Annotated in this window: 15 protein-coding genes; 9 read left to right on the top strand and 6 right to left on the bottom strand. The window is 61.4% G+C overall.

Annotated elements, in window-relative coordinates; genetic code table 11:
• The first annotated feature begins 47 nt into the window (after positions 1-47).
• The 3 genes from glmU (at position 48) to glmS (ending at position 4,228) form a co-directional block, all read left to right on the top strand.
• Complete coding sequence (gene glmU / locus KSS91_RS00605) at positions 48-1,415, top strand: bifunctional UDP-N-acetylglucosamine diphosphorylase/glucosamine-1-phosphate N-acetyltransferase GlmU (protein ID WP_217836757.1); 1,368 nt, start codon at positions 48-50, stop codon at positions 1,413-1,415.
• 202 nt (positions 1,416-1,617) lie between these two features.
• On the top strand, positions 1,618-2,394 hold the full coding sequence (locus KSS91_RS00600; RefSeq protein WP_095964407.1) for a DeoR family transcriptional regulator: 777 nt from the start codon (positions 1,618-1,620) through the stop codon (positions 2,392-2,394).
• Position 2,395: 1 nt separating this feature from the next.
• Positions 2,396-4,228: a glutamine--fructose-6-phosphate transaminase (isomerizing) gene (glmS, locus tag KSS91_RS00595; RefSeq protein ID WP_015097441.1), complete on the top strand. Its 1,833-nt coding sequence runs from the start codon at positions 2,396-2,398 to the stop codon at positions 4,226-4,228.
• A 45-nt stretch (positions 4,229-4,273) separates the two neighbouring features.
• Here glmS and KSS91_RS00590 read toward each other — a convergent pair whose 3' ends face one another.
• From KSS91_RS00590 to KSS91_RS00575, 4 genes are read right to left on the bottom strand one after another with little or no spacing between them, the layout of a single operon-like run.
• A complete protein-coding gene (locus KSS91_RS00590) occupies positions 4,274-5,299 on the bottom strand; it encodes a DUF2955 domain-containing protein (RefSeq protein WP_217836756.1) in 1,026 nt (341 codons plus the stop codon).
• Entirely contained in the window at positions 5,289-6,398 is a 1,110-nt protein-coding gene (locus KSS91_RS00585) for an HlyD family secretion protein (protein WP_217836755.1), read from the bottom strand. The genes KSS91_RS00590 and KSS91_RS00585 overlap by 11 nt, the downstream gene beginning before the upstream one ends.
• Positions 6,391-7,902, bottom strand: a complete 1,512-nt coding sequence (locus KSS91_RS00580) for an efflux transporter outer membrane subunit (RefSeq protein WP_217836754.1) — start codon at positions 7,900-7,902, stop codon at positions 6,391-6,393. The genes KSS91_RS00585 and KSS91_RS00580 overlap by 8 nt, the downstream gene beginning before the upstream one ends.
• Positions 7,903-7,916: 14 nt before the next feature.
• Complete coding sequence (locus KSS91_RS00575; protein ID WP_217836753.1) at positions 7,917-9,074, bottom strand: AI-2E family transporter; 1,158 nt, start codon at positions 9,072-9,074, stop codon at positions 7,917-7,919.
• 549 nt (positions 9,075-9,623) lie between these two features.
• Here KSS91_RS00575 and KSS91_RS00570 point away from each other — a divergent pair.
• The 5 genes from KSS91_RS00570 to KSS91_RS00550 all read left to right on the top strand — a co-directional run bounded on the left by KSS91_RS00570 (position 9,624) and on the right by KSS91_RS00550 (position 16,910).
• A complete protein-coding gene (locus KSS91_RS00570) occupies positions 9,624-10,526 on the top strand; it encodes a LysR family transcriptional regulator (protein WP_217836752.1) in 903 nt (300 codons plus the stop codon).
• A gap of 126 nt (positions 10,527-10,652) precedes the next feature.
• Complete coding sequence (locus KSS91_RS00565) at positions 10,653-11,279, top strand: glutathione S-transferase family protein (protein ID WP_126048396.1); 627 nt, start codon at positions 10,653-10,655, stop codon at positions 11,277-11,279.
• 63 nt (positions 11,280-11,342) lie between these two features.
• A complete protein-coding gene (locus KSS91_RS00560; RefSeq protein ID WP_217836751.1) occupies positions 11,343-13,373 on the top strand; it encodes a pyridoxamine 5'-phosphate oxidase family protein in 2,031 nt (676 codons plus the stop codon).
• A 236-nt stretch (positions 13,374-13,609) separates the two neighbouring features.
• Positions 13,610-14,806: a DUF3142 domain-containing protein gene (locus KSS91_RS00555; RefSeq protein ID WP_217836750.1), complete on the top strand. Its 1,197-nt coding sequence runs from the start codon at positions 13,610-13,612 to the stop codon at positions 14,804-14,806.
• Positions 14,793-16,910, top strand: coding sequence for a hypothetical protein (locus KSS91_RS00550; RefSeq protein WP_217836749.1), 2,118 nt, complete (start codon positions 14,793-14,795; stop codon positions 16,908-16,910). The genes KSS91_RS00555 and KSS91_RS00550 overlap by 14 nt, the downstream gene beginning before the upstream one ends.
• Positions 16,911-16,913: 3 nt before the next feature.
• Here the strand turns inward: KSS91_RS00550 and KSS91_RS00545 are convergent, their stop codons facing one another.
• Positions 16,914-17,543, bottom strand: coding sequence for a LysE family translocator (locus KSS91_RS00545; protein WP_217836748.1), 630 nt, complete (start codon positions 17,541-17,543; stop codon positions 16,914-16,916).
• A 146-nt stretch (positions 17,544-17,689) separates the two neighbouring features.
• Here KSS91_RS00545 and KSS91_RS00540 point away from each other — a divergent pair, with 146 nt between their 5' ends.
• Positions 17,690-18,163: an Lrp/AsnC family transcriptional regulator gene (locus KSS91_RS00540; protein ID WP_007969928.1), complete on the top strand. Its 474-nt coding sequence runs from the start codon at positions 17,690-17,692 to the stop codon at positions 18,161-18,163.
• Between the two features lie 111 nt (positions 18,164-18,274).
• Here KSS91_RS00540 and lpdA read toward each other — a convergent pair whose 3' ends face one another.
• Positions 18,275-19,675 (bottom strand): dihydrolipoyl dehydrogenase, encoded by a 1,401-nt coding sequence (gene lpdA / locus KSS91_RS00535; protein WP_217836747.1) that lies wholly within the window; start codon positions 19,673-19,675, stop codon positions 18,275-18,277.
• Positions 19,676-19,869: the final 194 nt, after the last annotated feature.

Below are 19,869 nucleotides of genomic sequence, written 5' to 3'. Positions count from 1 at the left end.
TTACAACCTGGTCGCAGCCGCTGACCACCCAGGATTGGTAGCCAGTCATGTCACTTGAAATCGTTATTCTCGCTGCTGGCCAAGGCACGCGTATGCGTTCAGCTTTGCCGAAAGTTTTGCACCCGATTGCCGGCAACTCCATGCTCGGCCATGTTATCCACAGCGCCCGGCAACTTGATCCACAGCGCATTCACGTGGTGATCGGCCACGGCGCCGATGCCGTGCGCGAACGCCTGGCGGCGGATGATCTGAACTTCGTCCTGCAGGATAAGCAGCTGGGTACCGGTCACGCCGTTGCTCAAGCCGTGCCGTTCATTCAGTCCGACACCGTGCTGGTGCTTTATGGCGATGTGCCGTTGATCGAAGTCGATACCCTGCAACGTCTGCTCAAGCAGGTGGGGCCAGAGCAATTGGGCTTGCTGACCGTAGAGCTGGATGACCCGACCGGTTACGGCCGCATTGTTCGTGATGTGCAGGGCAAGGTCACGGCCATTGTCGAGCAGAAAGATGCCAATGAAGCCGAGCGCAAAATCACCGAAGGCAATACCGGCATTCTGGCGCTGCCTTTTGCCCGTCTTGGCGACTGGATGAGCCGTCTCTCCAATAACAACGCCCAGGGCGAGTACTACCTGACCGACATCATTGCCATGGCCGTGAGCGATGGTCTGGTGGTGGCCACCGAGCAACCGCACGACGCCATGGAAGTGCAGGGCGCCAACGATCGCAAGCAGCTTTCCGAACTGGAACGGCATTATCAATTGCGCGCCGGTCGTCGTTTGATGGCTCAAGGTGTGACGCTGCGTGACCCGGCTCGTTTCGATATCCGCGGTGAAGTCACAGTTGGCCGCGACGTGCTGATCGACATCAACGTGATCCTCGAAGGTAAGGTCGTCATCGAAGACGACGTGGTGATCGGCCCGAACTGCGTGATCAAGGACAGCACCCTGCGCAAAGGCGTGGTCATCAAGGCCAACAGCCATATCGAAGGTGCAATCCTGGGTGAAGGCAGCGACGCCGGTCCGTTCGCTCGTCTGCGTCCAGGTACCGTGCTGGAAGCCCGCGCGCATGTGGGTAACTTCGTCGAATTGAAAAACGCGCACCTGGGCGAAGGCGCCAAGGCCGGTCACCTGACTTATCTGGGCGATGCCGAGATCGGCGCGCGCACCAACATTGGTGCTGGCACCATCACCTGCAACTACGACGGCATCAACAAGTGGAAAACCGTGTTGGGCGAAGATGTGTTCATTGGCTCCAACAACTCGTTGGTGGCGCCTGTGGATATCCTCGACGGCGCGACCACAGCGGCTGGCTCGACCATTACTTCGACTGTGGATAAATCCCAGCTGGCCATCGGGCGTGCTCGCCAGAAGAACATCGATGGCTGGAAGCGGCCGGAGAAGGTCAAGAAGGGCTAAGTTATCCACAGACCTTGGAAATTAAAAGATCGCAGCCTTCGGCAGCTCCTACAGGGAAAACATAAAACCACTGTAGGAGCTGCCGCAGGCTGCGATCTTTTTTCGTTTATCCACAGGTCTTTTCATCACTCCGCGCTTGACGAAATTTCGCCGATAGGTTTTGATTGCTTCCGTTATCTTTCGAATCGAAACTTACCCAGTCATGTCGAAGCGCAACACACCTCAACGCCGTCACAACATCCTCGCCTTGCTCACTGAGCAGGGCGAAGTCAGTGTGGATGAGTTGGCCAAGCGCTTCGAAACGTCGGAAGTTACGATTCGCAAGGATCTGGCGGCACTTGAAAGCAATGGTCTGTTGCTGCGTCGTTACGGCGGGGCGATCACCATGCCTCAGGAACTGGTGGCCGATCTTGGTCAGCCGGTTTCCAAGTACAAACAAGCCATCGCCCGTGCCGCCGTCGCGCGGATTCGCGAGCATGCGCGCATCATTATCGACAGTGGCAGTACCACCGCTTCCATGATCCCGGAACTCGGCCAACAACCCGGCCTGGTGGTGATGACCAACTCGCTGCATGTCGCCAATGCCTTGAGCGAACTTGAGCATGAACCGGTGCTGTTGATGACCGGTGGCACCTGGGACCCGCACTCCGAGTCTTTCCAGGGGCAGGTTGCCGAGCAGGTACTGCGCTCCTACGACTTCGACCAGCTGTTTATCGGTGCCGATGGCATCGATCTGGTTCGCGGTACAACCACCTTCAATGAACTGCTCGGACTGAGCCGGGTCATGGCCGAAGTCGCCCGTGAAGTCGTCGTGATGGTGGAGGCCGACAAGATCGGCCGCAAGATTCCCAACCTGGAGCTGCCCTGGAGCAGCGTCCATACCCTTATTACCGATGAACGCCTGCCGCTTGAGGCTCGCGCTCAGATTCAGGCCCGCGGCATCAATTTGATATGCGCGGCTGTCAGTCAGGAGAAATAGCATGTGTGGAATTGTCGGCGCAGTCGCAGAACGTAACATCACCGCCATCCTCGTCGAAGGCCTGAAACGCCTTGAATACCGTGGGTATGACAGCGCTGGCGTGGCGGTTTACACCAACGATGAAAAACTCGAGCGCCTGCGTCGTCCGGGCAAGGTCAGTGAACTGGAGCAGGCATTGACCACCGAGCCGCTGGTCGGTCGCCTGGGCATCGCCCACACCCGCTGGGCTACCCACGGCGCACCGTGCGAGCGCAATGCCCACCCGCATTTCTCCGGTGACCTGGCGGTGGTGCACAACGGCATCATCGAAAACCACGAAGCCCTGCGCGAACAACTAAAGGCCCTGGGTTATGTGTTCACCTCGGACACCGATACCGAAGTCATCGCCCACCTGCTGAACCACAAACTCAAGGATCTGAGCGACCTGACCGTGGCCCTCAAGGCAACTGTCAAAGAACTGCACGGTGCTTACGGCCTGGCAGTGATCAGCGCCAAGCAACCTGATCGTCTGGTCGCGGCCCGCAGCGGCAGCCCGCTGGTGATCGGCCTGGGCCTTGGGGAAAACTTCCTGGCCTCCGACCAGTTGGCCCTGCGTCAGGTCACTGACCGCTTCATGTACCTGGAAGAAGGCGATATCGCCGAAATCCGCCGCGACAGCGTGCAGATCTGGGACGTTGACGGCAAGGCTGTCGAGCGCGAAGCCGTGCAGTACCGTGATGGCGCCGAAGCCGCTGAAAAGGGCGAGTTCCGCCACTTCATGCTCAAGGAAATCCACGAGCAACCGTCCGTGGTGCAGCGCACCCTGGAAGGTCGCCTGAGCCAGAACCAGGTGCTGGTACAGGCATTCGGCCCACAGGCGGCCGAGCTGTTTGCCAAAGTGCGCAACGTACAGATCGTCGCGTGCGGCACCAGTTACCACGCCGGCATGGTCGCGCGTTACTGGCTTGAAGAGCTGGCCGGCATTCCTTGCCAGGTCGAAGTCGCCAGCGAATTCCGCTACCGCAAGGTGGTGGTGCAGCCGGACACCTTGTTCGTGACCATTTCCCAGTCCGGCGAAACCGCCGACACCCTGGCCGCGCTACGCAACGCCAAGGAGCTGGGCTTCCTCGCCAGCCTGGCGATCTGTAACGTCGGCATCAGCTCGCTGGTGCGTGAGTCCGATCTGACCCTGTTGACCCAGGCCGGCCGCGAAATCGGTGTGGCCTCGACCAAAGCCTTCACCACGCAATTGGTCGGCCTGTTGTTGCTGACGCTTTCCCTGGGCCAGGTTCGTGGCACCTTGGCCAAAGACGTAGAAGCGACCCTGGTCGAAGAACTGCGTCGTTTGCCAACCCGCCTGGGCGAGGCGCTGGCCATGGACAGCACTGTGGAAAAAATCTCCGAGCTGTTCGCCGAGAAAAACCACACGCTGTTCCTCGGTCGCGGCGCGCAGTTCCCGGTAGCGATGGAAGGTGCACTCAAGCTCAAGGAAATCTCCTACATCCACGCCGAAGCCTACCCGGCCGGCGAGCTGAAACACGGCCCGTTGGCGCTTGTGGATAACGACATGCCCGTGGTGACCGTGGCGCCGAACAATGAGCTGCTGGAGAAGTTGAAGTCCAACCTCCAGGAAGTCCGCGCCCGCGGTGGCCAGTTGATCGTCTTCGCCGACGAGAAGGCCGGCATGACCAACGGTGAAGGCACCCACGTGGTGCACATGCCGCACATCCACGACATCCTGTCGCCGATCCTCTACACCATCCCGCTGCAGCTGTTGTCGTACTACGTCGCCGTGCTCAAAGGCACCGACGTTGACCAGCCGCGCAACCTGGCGAAGTCGGTTACCGTGGAATAAGTTATCCACAACGAAAAACCCCCTCTTCAGGGGGTTTTTCTATATCTAGGAGAGCGTAATTCGCCGTTGCCGCCGCGTGTCGAGCAAATACACCATCAAACAGGCATACAAAGTCACCAGAATGAACAGCCCCATGCGGATGGCGAAGGCGGTGTAGACGTCCTTGCCCGCTGCGCTGTCCTGTACCGATTGGCCGAGCAGAATGATCAGGGTTGCCAGGCTGTTGAGCCAGAAACTCGGTGGTTGTCGGGTTTTGGCCAGGCCGTAGAGTTTTCTGGCCGCCAGTAAACCGAACAGCAGCATCCACAGAAAAAACATCCACAGGTTCACGAACAGGCTCAGCGCGCACCAGAAAAGGATCGCCATCAGGCCGCCGAGCAGGGTCGAGCCGAGTAATTCCTGGCCGGCGTTGCGGGCGCTGGTTGCGCAGCTCTGTTGGCCGAGGCTGACGGCTTTCATGATGATCGGCAGATAGCTGGCCGGGTCGATCATGGCCAGCAGGAACGTCGGCAGCACCACCAGCGTGGCCCGTAGCGCCAGCCAACTGCTTTCGGTGGGCGTAAGGCTCGGGCCGGGCTTGGCCGGTGGGGCGCTGGCGGGGTCGGGAAACAGCCAATGGCTGATGGTCAGTGTCATGACGGCCAGGAACAGTCCCTTGACCAGGGCCACGATCACCTCGAGCGCCAGGGCGAATTCAGCGGTTCCGGCGGCACTGATCAAGGTCAGGCCCACCACCAGGAACGTCGCCACCAGCGGGTTGCCACCACGCAGGCCGTAACCGAAAGCCATGAACAGGCACAGTCCGACCAGCAACACGCCACTGAACGGGTAGTAACGCAGCAGGGGGATCAGCAGCAGGCCGGTCCCGGTGGTCAACATCAGGATCAGGATCAGGCCCAGGCTGGCCTTGAACGGCAACGGCCGGTTCATCGCTGCCAGCATCATCAGCGCCAGCATCGGCGCGAGGAACGGGATGGGCAGGGCCAGACCGAAGCTCGCCGCCAGGCACAGCGCCGTACCGAAGCCCAGGCGCAGCGCGCGCTGAACCTGGGCCGGGCGCTCAATACGCATAGGACATCCAGCTCATCAGGCGCAGAAACACGCGCCCTAGAAAATTCAGCGGGTTGCCCTCGCTCGGGAAGGCCATGACTTCGGCCTGTCCGCCGGAGCGGATGCCTTGTGGACCGGTCAACTCACCGGGTTCGAACTCGATGATGACCGGGAAGCGCTGGGCCGGGCGGAGCCAGTCGCGACTGTTCTCCACCTTCGGCAGGCTGCCCGGCTGGGTGGTCTGGCCGATATCGACGCCATAGCCGACGCTGCGCACATGGCCTTTGTAGATTTTCCCTGGCAGGGCGTCGAGGACGATGGACACCGGCGTCCCGGGCTGGACACTGCCGAGGTTGTTTTCGGTCATGTCGGCGCTGATCCACACGTCGTGGATGGCGATCAGGGTCATCACCGGTGCACCGGCGGAGGCGAACTGGCCGACATCGGTGCGCAAATCGGTGATCAGGCCGGCCGAGCGCGCGTGGACTTTGGTATTGCTCAAGTCCAGCTCGGCTTTTTCGAGGTTGCTGGCGGCGCTGAGCAACTGGGCGTTTTCGTCTTCGTTACCGCCTTGTTGTTCCCGCGCCCGTTGCACTTCGGCCTTGGCCGCAGCGACCTGACTGATGGACTCTTCCAGGGTGGCGCGGGAGATCTCGAGGCGGCGCAGCGAGATGGTGCCCGGGTCTTCGCGATACAGCCGCTCAAGCCGCTGGCTATCCTGGCGAGCCTTGAGCTCATTGGCCTGGGATGCGCGCAGGGACGCCAGCTTGGAGTCGACGCCAGCCGTGTTGGCGCCCACCTGGCGACGTGTCGACTCAAGGTCGGCGCGGGCGCGGTCGACGGCAATCTGGTACTGCTCCGGATTGACTTCAAACAGCAATTCGCCAGCCTTGACGTCCTGGTTGTTGCGTACGTGCACCTTGGTCACCCGGCCGGATACCTCGGCCGCCACCGGCACAATGAAGGCCTGTACCCGTGCCTGTTGCGTGTAGGGCGTGTAACGGTCGGCCATCAGGTACCAGACCAGGCTCAGGATGATCAGCAGTACTACCCAGTTGATGGCTTTTCTGGCCGGGTCGGCGGCAGGTGCCGAGGTGGCCGGTTGTGGGCTGTCAGTCATGGGCATTTTCCTTCGGTTCGTCGAGCAGGTCGCCCCAATCGGTCCGTTGTTGCATCTGTTGGCGGGTGGCCGGGTCGATCATCGGCTGGTCGCTGTACCAGCCACCGCCCAGCGCCTTGTACAGGGCGATCAGGCTGTTGACGGCAGTGCCACGGTTGACCAGGTAGATATCCTGCTGGGCAAACAGGGCGCGCTGTGCATCCAGCACACGCTGGAAGTCCGAATAGCCTTCACGGTACTGGGCATTGGCCAGGGTCACCGAACGTTCGGCGGCCACCGATGCATTGCTGAGGATCCGGTCACGCTCCAGCGCCTTGATCAAACCGGTCGCGGCATCATCAGCCTCGCGTGCAGCCTGGCGTACGCTGTCCTGGTAGATAACGATCAACTGCTGCAAGCGCGCATCCTGCACGCGGACGTTGTTGGTGATCCGACCATGGTCGAAGATGTCCCAGCGCAGGCTGGGGCCGGCCACCATGTCGAGGGTATTGGATGCACCGTTGAGCGAGCTGGCAGACCAGACGATGCTGCCCAGCAGGCTGATGGAGGGGTATAAGTCGGTCTCGGCCACACCGATCAACGCCGACTGCGCCGCCACTTGCAGCTCGGCCGCACGAACATCGGGACGCCGCACCAGCAGATTCGCAGGTACATCCTGCAGCACAGCCGTATCGAGCAATGGCACCACCCCGGTGTAGCGATCCAGGTCAGGGATGGAACCGGGTGGTTGGCCGATCAGCGTGGACAATGCATTTCGCAAGCTCGCCACCTGGCTCTCGAAATCCGGGATGGTACTCAGGGTCCCCAGGTACTGGGTCTTGGCCTGTTGCAGGTCGAGTTCGGCCTCGGCCCCGCTTTTGAACAGGCGCTCGGTGATCTCGTAGCTGCGTTTTTGCAAGGCGGCGTTACTGCGGGCGATGGCCAGGCGTGCTTCGGCGGTGCGCAAGGCGTAGTAGTTTTGCGCAAGTTGCGCGTGCAAGAGCACCAGGGCATTTTCATAGTTGGCCTGGGCGGCAAACCAGGACGCGTCGGCCGACTCGATGGCACGGCTGAAACGCCCCCAGAAATCCAGCTCCCAGCCGATATCGAAGCCGACACTGTGTTGCCAGAAATGCGTGTCCTGTGGGTTGGCACCGCCCGATTGTCGACGCTTCAGGTACAGGCTGTCGGCGCTGGCCTGCTGCAATTGCGGGTAGCGCCCACTCAGGGCGATGCCCAATTGCGCTCTCGACTCCATGACCCGCAGGCCAGCGACGTGCAGGTCGGGGTTGTGGGCATCGGCTTCGGCCATCAAGTGGTCCAGCACCGGGTCGTTAAACACGCGCCACCATTGGCGGCTGTCAGGTTGCGCGTGTTGTTGGCCGGCGAGCTCCAGGGCCGGGCTGTTCCAGTGATCGACCCAAGGCTGGGCCGGCGACTGGAAATCCGGGCCCAGTTGCACGCAGCCCCCCAGAAAGGCGGTCCCACAGAGCAGCAGCCGGCTGATGCGAGCAGGACGTGGCATCAAGCGCAAACTCCTCAGAGGGGACGCTGATCGTTCATGGTCCCGATTTGCGGTGTCTCGTTCAACGCCTCGATCTCTGGTGTTTCGTTCAGTAGTTCGGCAGACGGTTGGTCCTGGACCCATTGCCAGAAGAGCTGGTAGCCCACCGCCAGCGCAACCGGGCCGATGAACAAACCAATGAAACCACCACTGACCATGCCGCCCAGGGCGCCAATCAGAATCACCGGCATGGGGACATCGACGCCGCGGCCAAGCATCAACGGTTTGAGGACGTTGTCGGCCATCCCGGCGATAAGGCTATAGATGCCAAACACAACAGTGGCCAGGCTCGTCCCTTCGGTGGCGAAGACATAAGCGATCACCGGAAGGGTCACCAGCAGCACCGGCAATTGCATGATCCCCATCAGCAGCGCAACCATCGCCAGCAGCCCGGCACCGGGGACGCCCATGAGCACGAAGCCCACACCGACCAGCAACATCTGAATGAACGCGATGCCGACCACGCCCTGGGCCACCGCGCGGATGGTTGCGGTGCAGAGCTCGGTGATGCGTGGGCCACGCTCCGGTCCGGAAAGACGCGAGGTGATGGCCAGGGCGCTTCTTTCGCCGTTTTCGCCATAGGCCATGAACACGCCGGCAATGATCAGGGCGCCGATGAACAACAGAAAACCCACACCAACGTCGGCCATTTTGCCCAACAAGGTCAGGCCGATGGACTTGATGTAGGGCATCAGCTTCATGAACACGCTGCTCATGTTGGTGGCGGCCTGCATCCAGTAGTCGTAGAGCGGCTGGCCAATAAGCGGCAGGGACGCGATTTTTTCGCTGGGTAGCGGAATCTGCAGCGAATCGGACTTGAGGATCGCCAGGGTGCCCTGGACCGATTCACTGATCGAGGTGCCCAGCAGGTAGATCGGCACCATCAGCAAGGCCAGGGCGACCACCACGATCAGGGTGGCGGCACGACCGTCCTTGTTGACCAGCTTGCGCTTGATCAGCGCATGCAGGGGGTACAGGGTGATCGCCAGAATCAGTGCCCAGAGCATGAGGTTCAGGAAGGGGTGGAAGATCTGGAAGCAGAACAGTACCAGCACCGTAATCAGCCCGGCGCGTATCAGTACATCGAGCAAACCACCGGACAGTGCTCTAGCGGAAATGTTAGTGCGCAACATTTTCGAACTCCTTGCGGTGTCACACAGGTTAGCCAGGCCGTTGAAGTTCAACTCTTCCCTACGGTGAATCTTGAAAGCAGGATCGATAAACCGTCATCCATGCGTTAACAACTAACGCCTTTTTTCATGTAGGGAAAATTCAACGAGGTACCTACTAAAACCCAATAGGTAACAGGGTGGTTTGTAGTATAGGAGCAGTCGAATATTCCGCCTGATTACGCAGGCTGGAATTCTGCCGCTGTGGATATAGTCCGCTGACGAACCCATGCCGCAAGCGAGTGGGGCGTGGAGCCAAAGGCGCTTTTTCCCGGTCTGGCATTAGCCGCTTTAGCGGGCGGGGCCGGATCATTGCGGACAGTCGCACCCGTCGCAAGAAAATAATCCTCATTAATTATCAATAATCCCCGGTCCGCTCTTTGGGGGGGCCACGCTTCGTTTTTACGGTGGAGGCGCTAGAGTGCAGTAGCCCGTTGATTTAGTTGTTGGGCAGCCGCGCTTAACATCCCGGCCTTCGGTTGCGATTTATCAATCTGAAATGAGGACATGCCCATGGACCGCTTCCAGGAAATGCAGGTCTTCGCTGCCGTCGCCCAGGACCAGGGTTTTTCGGCGGCGGCGCGGCGTTTGGGTCTGTCGGCGGCCAGTGTCACCCGAGCAGTGGCGGCGCTGGAGCAACGTATTGGCACACAACTGCTCACGCGTACGACGCGCAGCGTGTATTTGAGTGAGGCCGGTCAGCGATATCTGGAGGACTGTCGGAGAATTCTCGCCGAGGTGCAGGAAGCGGAGGACTCGGCAGCGGGCAGCCATATCCATCCTCGTGGGCAACTGACCATCACCGCACCGGTCTTGTTTGGCGAGCTGTTTGTCACGCCACTGATGGTGAGCTACCTGACGCAGTTCCCCGAGGTCTGCATCAACGCGCTACTGGTAGACCGGGTGGTGAGCGTGGTCGAGGAGGGCGTCGATGTGGCCATCCGTATCGGCGAGCTCCCCGACAGCAATCAGCATGCAATCCGCGTCGGTGAGGTGCGGCGGGTGATCTGCGCCTCGCCTCAGTTTCTGGCCAGCCATGGTCGGCCCAGACATCCACAGGAACTGGCTCAGGCGCCGATCATTGCGACATCGGCCATTGGCCAGCTCAGGAGTTGGCCATTCATTGAAGACGGCGAAACCCTGAGTGTGCGGGCTGAACCGCGACTGGTGGTGACGGCGAATCAGGCTGCCATCACGGCAGCCAGTCTGGGGTTGGGGTTCACGCGGGTGCTGTCTTATCAAGTGGCGAGCAAGGTGGCTGCCGGTGAGCTGGAGATTGTTCTGGCTGACTTCGAACTGCCGCCATTACCCATCCACGTGCTCTATCAAGGCGGGCGCAAAGCCCCGGCCCGGGTGCGCAGTTTTGTGGATTTCGCGGTCAAGATCCTGCGCGAGCATCCGGCGCTCGAGCGTTGATTTATTTCACCCAGTGAAATAATTGATTGCGTTTGCTGGTGATTCTGTTGTTTTGCTTGTGAGTGGAAGATACGACCCACCGGCGCTGATCTTCCTGAGCAGCACCACAGACCCGAGGTGTCGACCATGCAAGCGATCAAACTCTACAACTTCCCACGTTCCGGCCACGCGCATCGTGTCGAGTTGATGCTGTCCCTGCTGAAATTGCCGACCGAATTGATCTTCGTTGACCTCGCCAAGGGCGAACACAAGCAACCGGCGTTCCTGGCGCTCAATGCATTCGGTCAGGTGCCGGTCATTGATGACGAGGGTGTGGTATTGGCCGATTCCAACGCGATTCTGGTGTACCTGGCGCAAAAGTACGGCAACGGCCGTTGGCTTCCGGCGGATCCGGTGGGGGCGGCCAACGTCCAGCGCTGGTTGTCGGTGGCTGCCGGCCCGATTGCCTTCGGCCCGGCCCGGGCCAGATTGATCACTGTATTTGGTGCGCCTTACAACGCTGAAGAAGTGATTGCCTACGCCCATACCGTGCTCAAGGTGATCGATCACGAACTGGCCGATACAGCGTATCTGGTCGGCACAGAACCGACGATTGCCGACGTCGCCGCTTACAGCTACATCGCCCATGCGCCGGAGGGCAATGTGTCGCTGGACGAGTACCCCAATATTCGCGCGTGGCTGGCCCGTATCGAAGCCTTGCCAGGTTTTGTCGGCATGCCGCGCACCGTCGCCGGCCTGCAAAAAACTGCCTGATGCTCGCGGCCCGGTATTGCCGGGCCGCCCCGACCTGCGCCAGTGGCGCAAGGGAGAAGCCATATGGACCGTTCACCCTGGCATGCCGGCGAGAAACAATTGCAGGCGCATGTAGGCGTTGCCGAACGAATGGAGATTTTCGGTCGTAAGGTGATTCGCAGCGAGATGCCGGACCAGCACCGCACCTTCTATCAGCAGTTGCCGTTCATGCTGTACGGAGCGGTAGATGCCGACGGTCATCCCTGGGCCAGCATCCTTGAAGGCCAGCCCGGATTCGCACTCTCGCCAGCACCTGGCTTGTTGCAGTTCAGCAGCCTGCCTGCCTTTGATGATCCCGCGCAGTTGAGTGACGGCACGGCCATTGGCCTGTTGGGTATCGAGTTGCATACCCGCCGTCGCAACCGCATCAATGGACATGTGCGTGCCATGACGACCGGCGGTTTCGCGGTGACGGTGGATCAGTCCTTCGGCAATTGCCCGCAGTACATTCAGTTGCGCCAGTTTCGTTCGGTGCCGCTGGCCGACCCTTCGACGCGAGTCGCGCAACATTTCAACGAACTGGATGACGCGGCCAAGGCCATGATCGCCGAGGCGGACACGTTCTTCGTTGCCAGTTATGTGGAGGTCGACGGCGAGCGCTCGGTGGATGTATCGCATCGTGGCGGTCAGACCGGTTTCGTACACGTGGAAGGCAATCGCCTGACCATTCCGGACTTTGCCGGCAATCTGCATTTCAACACCTTGGGTAACCTGCTGCTCAATCCCCGGGCCGGGTTGTTGTTCATCGATTTCAATACCGGGGATTTGCTGCAGCTCAGCGGGCGCACCGAAATCATCCTTGAGGGCCCGCAGGTCGAGGCGTTCCAGGGAGCCGAGCGCCTGTGGACAATCGATGTCGAACACGTCGTACGTCGCCCCGCCGCCCTGGCGTTGCGCTGGCGCTTCGACGGCGTATCACCCACCAGTTTGCTCACCGGCACCTGGGAGCAGGCCGCGGCGCGTTTGCAGGCCAAAGCCCTGGGCGATCAATGGCGGCCGTTGCGGGTGACACGCATTGAAGCGCAAAGCCACAGCATTCGCTCGATTTACCTGGAGCCCGCCGACGGAGCCGGATTACCGCTTTTCCAGGCCGGGCAGCATTTGCCCCTGCGCTTGAACATTGACGGTGAAGTGCACATCCGCACGTACAGTTTATCGAGCGCTCCGTCCGATGATTTTTTCCGCATCAGCGTAAAGCGCGACGGGCGGGTCTCTACCCATTTGCATGAGCGGATTCGGGTCGGCGACCTGTTGGAGGCGCGGGCGCCGCAAGGGCATTTCACCGTGGCGCCCCATGAGCGACGGCCATTGGTGTTGCTGGCGGCCGGGGTAGGCATCACGCCGCTGTTGTCGATGCTGCGCGAGGTGGTTTACCAGGGATTACGCACCCGCCGTATCCGCCCGACGTGGTTTATCCAGAGTTCGCGCACGCTGGCCGACCAGCCGTTTCGCGGCGAACTGGATCGCTTGCTCGAAGATGCCGGTGACGCGGTGCGGGTGGTGCGTCTGCTCAGCCAACCGGAAGCCGAGGCGGTGCAAGGCGCGGACTTCGACCTCAGTGGGCGGATCGACGTCGCGCTGCTCAAGGAGCTGCTGACAGTCGAGGACTACGATCAGCCGGACTTTGTCGTCTGTGGCCCCGGAAGTTTTACCCAGGCGCTGTACGACGGCTTGCGCGAGCTGGACGTTCGCGACTCGCGGATTCACGCCGAAACCTTTGGCCCGTCCACCTTGCGCCGACGCCCGGACCCCGATGCGGTGGTCATCGAGCAGCCGCCAGCCGCCACCACGTCGGTGCCCGTGGTGTTCCAGCGTTCGGCCAAGGAAGCGCGCTGGCAGCCGGAGGGCGGCAGTTTGCTGGAGTTGGCGGAAAGCCGTGGCCTGCGCCCGGAATTCAGCTGTCGCGGCGGCTCCTGTGGCACCTGCAAGACGCGCCTGGTCAGCGGTCAGGTGCATTACCCGCTGCCGCCAGCGGAGGTGCCGGATGACGGACAGGTGCTGATTTGCTGTGCGATTCCGGCGCAGGGGGCGCAGCCGTTGGTGCTCGATATCTGAAGGAAGATTACCGGTGAACATTGCCCGCTGGTCGATGGCTGGGTAGGGTAGTGGCAGAACGAAAAGGGCCGCAGAGGCTAAGACCATTCGGTCAAGCCCCTGATCTTGTGGGAGCGGGCTTGCTCGCGAAGGCGTCGTGTCAGTCAATATCAACGTTGCTGACACACTGCCTTCGCGAGCAAGCCCGCTCCCACAAGGTTTGTGGCCCTTTCTGCATTTCAGGAACAGGCGTTTCAATGGTTTTTTTCACTCGCTCGATCGCCTTGCTGATGGCGCTGGTGCTGACCGCCGGATGCGAAAGGCACGACGCACCGCCGCTGGATCAGCAACTCTACGTCTGGCAGCGGCAATGGACGCCGGCCCATGACGCAGCCCTCAGGGACAGCCGTGCCGACTTTTCAACGTTGCGGGTGCTGGCCTTGCAGGCCTTCCCCAATGCCGGTTGGAGCCGTGCCCGTATTGATCCGGTATTGCTCAGGCACGATGGCCGGCCGGTGATTGCGGTGGTGCGCCTGGACGGGCAGCTCAAGGCACTCGATCAGGAAGAGGTCACCGCGCAGATCCGCCAGGTGATCAGCGATTGGCAGGGGCAAGGGTTGAACCTCGCCGGCGTAGAAATCGACCACGATGCCGGTAATGCCCGGCTACCTTCGTACCGCGAATTTCTCGCGCATCTGCGTGAAGCATTGCCGACTTCGCTGCCGCTGAGCATCACGGCGTTGCCGTCCTGGCTCGACAGTCGCGAACTGCCGGCGTTGTTATCCTCAGTCGACAGCAGCGTGTTGCAGGTGCACGCGGTGAGCGATCCGCGTCGTGGCTTGTTTGATGCCGATCAGGCCCGGCAATGGGCGAAGGCCTGGAGCCGCGTCACGACAAAACCTTTCTATCTGGCGCTGCCGGCTTATGGCGTGGCGTTGCTGCCGTCGACGGACGGCGCACCGGTTGTGGAAAGCGAAGTGACGCTGGAGCGCGAAGGCCTGCGTCGGGAATTACTCGCCGATCCGCATTCGCTGCGCACCCTCGGCACCGAACTGCGTGCCGATCCACCCGAGCATCTGGCGGGCTTGATCTGGTTTCGCCTGCCACTGGCCAACGACCGCCGGGCCTGGAGCCTGACCACCTTGCGCGCCGTGGCGCGTGCTGATGCCCTCGACAGTCGGTTGACGCTGCAACTCTCGGCCGTCAATGGCCTCTATGACATCGGCATCAGCAACCAGGGCAACCTCGACAGCGCCTGGCCCGAACGCCTGACACTCGCGGTCAGCGGCTGTGAAGGGGCTGATGCCTTGGCCGGTTACGCGTTGCAACAGCGTCCGGATCTGCTTACCTTCACCCGCCTGCGCGATGGCCGAATTCCGGCCGGCGGACAGCGTGCCATCGGTTGGGCTCGCTGCGCACACATTGATCAAGGAGGTTCGAATGTTCACCCGTAACTGGCCGCGTCATTTGCTTTGCCTGAGCCTCAGCCTGCCGCTGGGCTCGGCGCTGGCCTGCGGCCCGGACTTCCCCATGCGCCTGCTGGACAACCGTGGCCAGTCGCTGGCGGAACTGCCCGAAGGCAACTTCAGTTTTGAAATCAGCCGCCTCGGCCACGCCATCAACGGCTTGAAGAACGTCACCTCTGGCGCCGACTACAGCGATCAACCTGACGCAGTAGCGCTACGGGATCAGGCCGAGCAGGCGGGACTTTCCGCAGAGCAACAAGTGTTGGTTAAACACCTGCGCGGTCTGACGGATGCCCGTCAGGTTGAAACCGAAGGCGCGCAACTGCCCCCGGAGCTCAGGTGGTACCTGGCGGGCGCTGTGGCATTTGGCGCGGGTGATAATGCCTTGGCCGCCGGGTATTTCAAGAAAGTGCTGGCCTTGCCCGCCGAGCAACGGGCTTCGCGCAGCACCTGGGCGGCTTACTCGCTGGGGCGCGCGTTGTACGCCATGAGTGCCGAAGCCAATGCGGCGCCGGATCTGCTCGAACAATCCCGCAAAGCCTTCGAGCAAACCCGGCAGATGAGCATCGACGGCTTCAGCGATCCGCTGGAACTGGGCGTCGCGAGCCTCGGCGAAGAAGCCCGGGTCGTGCGCGCTGCCGGCGACTGGAACCGTGCCATCGAACTGTACGCCACGCAGAATCTGCACGGTTCCGCGGTGGGCTATTCCTCGTTGAAGCTGTTGATGGCGGACCTGATGACGCTGCCGGATGATCAAGTGGCCGAGTTGCTCAAGGGCCAGCCCGTGCAGCAGTTGGTGACCGCGTCCTTGATCAGCCGCTTGGGCTGGTCGTTTGGCGAGCAACCACCGAACGAACAGAAAATGATCAAGCTGTTGCAAAACAGCACGCGCGGCAGTCTCGAAAACGCCGACCGACTGGCGGCGATGAATTATCAACAGGGCGATTACGCCAGCGCCAAGGCGTTCCTCGAGCATGCCGGCGATGGCGGGTTGGCCTGGTGGCTGCGGGCAAAACTGGCGGTGCGCGACGGCGATAAAAACGCAGCCGCCGCAGCCTATGCCAAAGCGGCCCAGGCCTTCCCGAAGAATGAATCCTGGGGCGAGCGACGGACTCCGGACTACGACTACGAAACGCTCCAGCCCAAATGTCGGGTCGAGGGTGAAAGTGCGATCCTCGCCCTGCAACGCGGGGATTACCTGCAAGCCTTCGACCAGCTGTATCGCAGCCAAAGCATTTACTGGTTCGACGCCGCCACCGTTGCCGAGCGCGTGTTGACCCTCGAAGAACTCAAGCACTACGTCGACACACAAGTGCCGGCCCCGCCACCGCTCAGCCAGCAGGAACGCGACAATTACGTGCCCTTGCCCGTAGCGGCGAGCCTGCGCAATCTGCTGGGGCGGCGTTTGTTGCGCGAAGGCCATTACGAGCAAGCGCCTGCGTACTTCGATAATGACGGCTTGCGTCACAAGGCCAGGTTGTACGGCGAGCAACGCCAGGCGGCAGATTCAGCCTGGTGGCCGACCCGTCGCGCCGCTGCACTGTTCAATGCCGCCTGGACGGCGCGTGAGTGGGGCATGGATATTCTAAGCAACGAAATGGCGCCGGATTACGCCACGTTCGGCGGTAATTACACCCTTGAAAACGCCGAACTCAAGGTCGGTCCATTGATGGCCGAGGACGAAGTGAAGCGTCAGCAGGCCAGCGCCGCCCAGCCCGATCAGCGTTATCACTATCGCTTCGTGGCCACGGCGCTGGCGAGCAGGGCGGCGGATAACCTGCCTCACACCAGTCAGGCCTTCGCGGCGGTGCTGTGCGAGGCCTCGGGGTGGAACAGCAGCCTCGAGGAGCAAAGTGCGATTTATCAGCGTTATGTCAAAGAAGGGCCTTACGTGGAATGGGCTGCCGACTTCGGCCACCAGTGCCCATACCCCGACTTCGAGAACGCCGACAAGCGCTACGTGACTCAAGTCACCAACGCAGCGCGTTCGGCCTTGCGCCCGTACAAGACGCCGTTGCAGGTCGGTAGTGTACTGGCGTTCGCGGCAGCCGCGCTGTTGCTGTTCAAGCGTCGCCGCCGCAAGGCGCCTTGAGGTTCAAGCCTGTTGCACAAAGGTCAGCCGCACGGCGAAACCGATCAACAGGCTGCCGAACAACCATTGTTGCAGGCGCTGGGCTGAAGGGCTGCGTTGCAGCCAGCGACCGAGTGCCGCGCCGATCAGGGCGTAAGCGCTGTCGAACAACAGACCGACACTGACCAGCACCACGCCCAGGGTCGCAAATTGTCCGAGCACCGGCCCGGCCTGTGGGTTGATGAATTGCGGCAGCAGCACCGAGCAGAACAACAGTGCCTTGGGGTTGAGCAGGTTGGTCAGCAATCCCCGCCGGATGGCGATGCTCCAGCGCGTTTTTTCGCCGGTTGTGTCGGCGCTTCCGAGGTTCGGCAGCATCGTCGTCCGCAGGCACTGAATGCCGATCCACAGCAGGTACGCGGCGCCTGCCAGGCGCACCACATCGAAGGTCCAGGGCGCCGCCTTGAACAGCGCCGCCAGCCCCAGCGCCGCCAATCCCACATGACAACCTCGGGCGATGCCCAAACCCACGGCGGTGGCCAGCGCGGCGCCTTTGCCCTGGCGGGCACCTGTCTGCAACAGCAGGATCATGTCAGGCCCCGGCAACAGATAGACCACTGCCAGCGCCATGAAAAACATCCAGAGTCCGTCCACGTTGCACCCCCATTCGTTGTCGATTCGGTAGTGCCAGTCTAGGGCCGGAGGGCAGGGCAGGTGCTTGCGTTGTCAGCTTCTATCGGGGGCTTTATTGGCATAATCTGCCACTTTCTTTCGAGTTAACTATCGGAATCTGCCAAACCATGAAACTTGACGCCTACGACCGCAAGATTCTCGCCGCACTGCAACGGGATGGCCGCCTGAGCAATGTGCAACTGGCAGACGAGATCGGCCTGTCGGCATCACCGTGCTTGCGCCGGGTACGGATGCTTGAAGAGGCGGGGGTGATTCGCGGCTACCAGGCCAATCTGGATCGCGACGAAGTGGGGTTGGGGCTGACGGTGTTTGTCGGGGTCAAGGTCGAGCGCCATAACGACGAACAGGCCGAAGCCTTTCGCCTGGCGGTGACGGCTTTGCCCGAGGTGATTTCTGCGTTCCTGGTGTCTGGGGAGTCGGACTTTCTGCTGCAGGTGGTGGTGCCGGACTTGCGTGCCTATGACCGGTTTCTCACCGGGCGTTTGCTGAAGCTGCCGGGTGTGAGCGACATCCGCAGCAACTTTGCGATTCATACGGTGAAGGCGCCAGGTGCGTTGCCGTTGGAGCATTTGCCGCTCTAAACCGAGTCGCCTGATTCGCGAGCAGGCCCGCTCCCACAGGGGTTGCGCTGTACCTGTGGGAGCGGGCTTGCTCGCGAAGGCGATAGATCTGCCATCCAAGTCCTGCAAGCCTTACATCTGCGTCGCCATCCCCTCCACATTCATCGCCGCCTGGCGCAACGCCTCGGAGCGGGTCGGGTGTGGGTGGCAGGTCAGGGCGATGTCTTCGGCCGAGGCGCTGAATTCCATGGCCACGCAATACTCGCCGATCATTTCACTGACGCTCGGGCCGACCAGATGCACGCCGAGGATTTCGTCCGTGCGCTCATCGGCCAGCACTTTGGCGAAGCCTTCGGTCTCGTGGTTGATTTTCGCCCGGCTGTTGGCGGTGAAGGGAAACTTGCCCACCTTGTACGCACGGCCTTCGGCCTTGAGCTGCTCCTCGGTCTTGCCGACGCTGGCCAGTTCCGGCCTGGTGTAGACCACGCTGGGAATCAGGTTGTAGTTAACCTCACCAGCCTTGCCGACGATCTGTTCGACACAGGCCATGGCTTCGTCCTCGGCCTTGTGCGCGAGCATGGGGCCGGAGGTCACGTCACCAATCACCCAGACTCCGGCGGCTTCGGTGCGATGCCCCTTGTTGGCGAGCATGCCGCGTTTGTCCGTGGCGAGGCCGACGTTCTCCAGGCCCAGGCCCTGTGTATAAGGTCGGCGCCCGATGGCCACCAATACGTAATCCGCTTCCAGCAACTCGGCAGTGCCGCCGGCGGCAGGCTCGATGCTGAGCTGTACACCGGTGGCGGAGGTGGTGGCGCTGGTCACTTTCGAACTCAGCTTGAAGCTCAAGCCTTGCTTGCTCAGGGAGCGTTGCAGGGTTTTGCCGGCTTCGATGTCCACGCCGGGGCAGATCCGGTCGAGGAACTCGACCACCGTCACCTGTGCCCCAAGGCGTCGCCAGACCGAACCCAGCTCCAGGCCGATCACGCCAGCGCCGATCACCACCAGATGTTTGGGTACCTCGGTCAGTGACAGAGCGCCGGTGGAGTCGAGGATGCGCTTGTTATCGATGTCCACGCCGGGCAGGGGAGTGGGTTCGGAACCGGTGGCGATGATGATGTCCCTGGCGCTCAGTTCGGTCTTGCCGCCGGCGCTGTCGGTCACCGTGACTTTGCCCGGCCCGTCGATGTGGCCCCAGCCCTTGATCCAGTCGACTTTGTTCTTGCGGAAAAGAAACTCGATGCCCTTGGTCAGCCCGGTAACGCTTTCATCCTTTTGCTTCATCATCTGGGCGAGGTTGAGGCTGGGCTTGACGTCGATCCCCAGGTTGGCGAACTCAGTGCCCATGGCCGCGTCGTACAGTTCGGAGGCATGCAGCAATGCCTTGGATGGCATGCAGCCGACATTCAGGCAGGTGCCGCCGAGTGTGGCGCGCCCTTCCACGCAGACCGCCTTCAGACCCAGTTGTCCGGCGCGGATCGCCGCGTTGTAACCGCCGGGGCCACCGCCGAGTATCACGACGTCATAAGTGCTCATGGATGTACTCCTGGATCGAAAGGGGATGGGTAAAAGTAGTTCCTGAATAAAATTACGAACGTAATATGTGCTCGCCACAACCTTTCGGTCAAGGCTTCAGGTTAGCGACAGCTTGGGCATCTTTAGATAGCGCGCTTGAATACGGAAATTTCACTATTTTCGTTATATCGTAACGAATTGTCCTGTAAGCGAAG

Origin of the sequence: Pseudomonas azerbaijanorientalis (assembly GCF_019139795.1) — a bacterium.
GTDB classification, from domain to species: Bacteria; Pseudomonadota; Gammaproteobacteria; order Pseudomonadales; family Pseudomonadaceae; genus Aquipseudomonas; species Aquipseudomonas laurylsulfatiphila.
This window is presented reverse-complemented; position numbering and strand designations above follow the sequence as displayed.

Bases quoted from the DNA above. Each gene is read 5' to 3' on its own strand.
- glmU (WP_217836757.1), top strand. From the start codon at position 48: ATGTCACTTGAAATCGTTATTCTCGCTGCTGGCCAAGGCACGCGTATG.
- KSS91_RS00600 (WP_095964407.1), top strand. From the start codon at position 1,618: ATGTCGAAGCGCAACACACCTCAACGCCGTCACAACATCCTCGCCTTG.
- glmS (WP_015097441.1), top strand. From the start codon at position 2,396: ATGTGTGGAATTGTCGGCGCAGTCGCAGAACGTAACATCACCGCCATC.
- KSS91_RS00590 (WP_217836756.1), bottom strand. From the start codon at position 5,299: ATGCGTATTGAGCGCCCGGCCCAGGTTCAGCGCGCGCTGCGCCTGGGC.
- KSS91_RS00585 (WP_217836755.1), bottom strand. From the start codon at position 6,398: ATGACTGACAGCCCACAACCGGCCACCTCGGCACCTGCCGCCGACCCG.
- KSS91_RS00580 (WP_217836754.1), bottom strand. From the start codon at position 7,902: ATGCCACGTCCTGCTCGCATCAGCCGGCTGCTGCTCTGTGGGACCGCC.
- KSS91_RS00575 (WP_217836753.1), bottom strand. From the start codon at position 9,074: ATGTTGCGCACTAACATTTCCGCTAGAGCACTGTCCGGTGGTTTGCTC.
- KSS91_RS00570 (WP_217836752.1), top strand. From the start codon at position 9,624: ATGGACCGCTTCCAGGAAATGCAGGTCTTCGCTGCCGTCGCCCAGGAC.
- KSS91_RS00565 (WP_126048396.1), top strand. From the start codon at position 10,653: ATGCAAGCGATCAAACTCTACAACTTCCCACGTTCCGGCCACGCGCAT.
- KSS91_RS00560 (WP_217836751.1), top strand. From the start codon at position 11,343: ATGGACCGTTCACCCTGGCATGCCGGCGAGAAACAATTGCAGGCGCAT.
- KSS91_RS00555 (WP_217836750.1), top strand. From the start codon at position 13,610: ATGGTTTTTTTCACTCGCTCGATCGCCTTGCTGATGGCGCTGGTGCTG.
- KSS91_RS00550 (WP_217836749.1), top strand. From the start codon at position 14,793: ATGTTCACCCGTAACTGGCCGCGTCATTTGCTTTGCCTGAGCCTCAGC.
- KSS91_RS00540 (WP_007969928.1), top strand. From the start codon at position 17,690: ATGAAACTTGACGCCTACGACCGCAAGATTCTCGCCGCACTGCAACGG.
- lpdA (WP_217836747.1), bottom strand. From the start codon at position 19,675: ATGAGCACTTATGACGTCGTGATACTCGGCGGTGGCCCCGGCGGTTAC.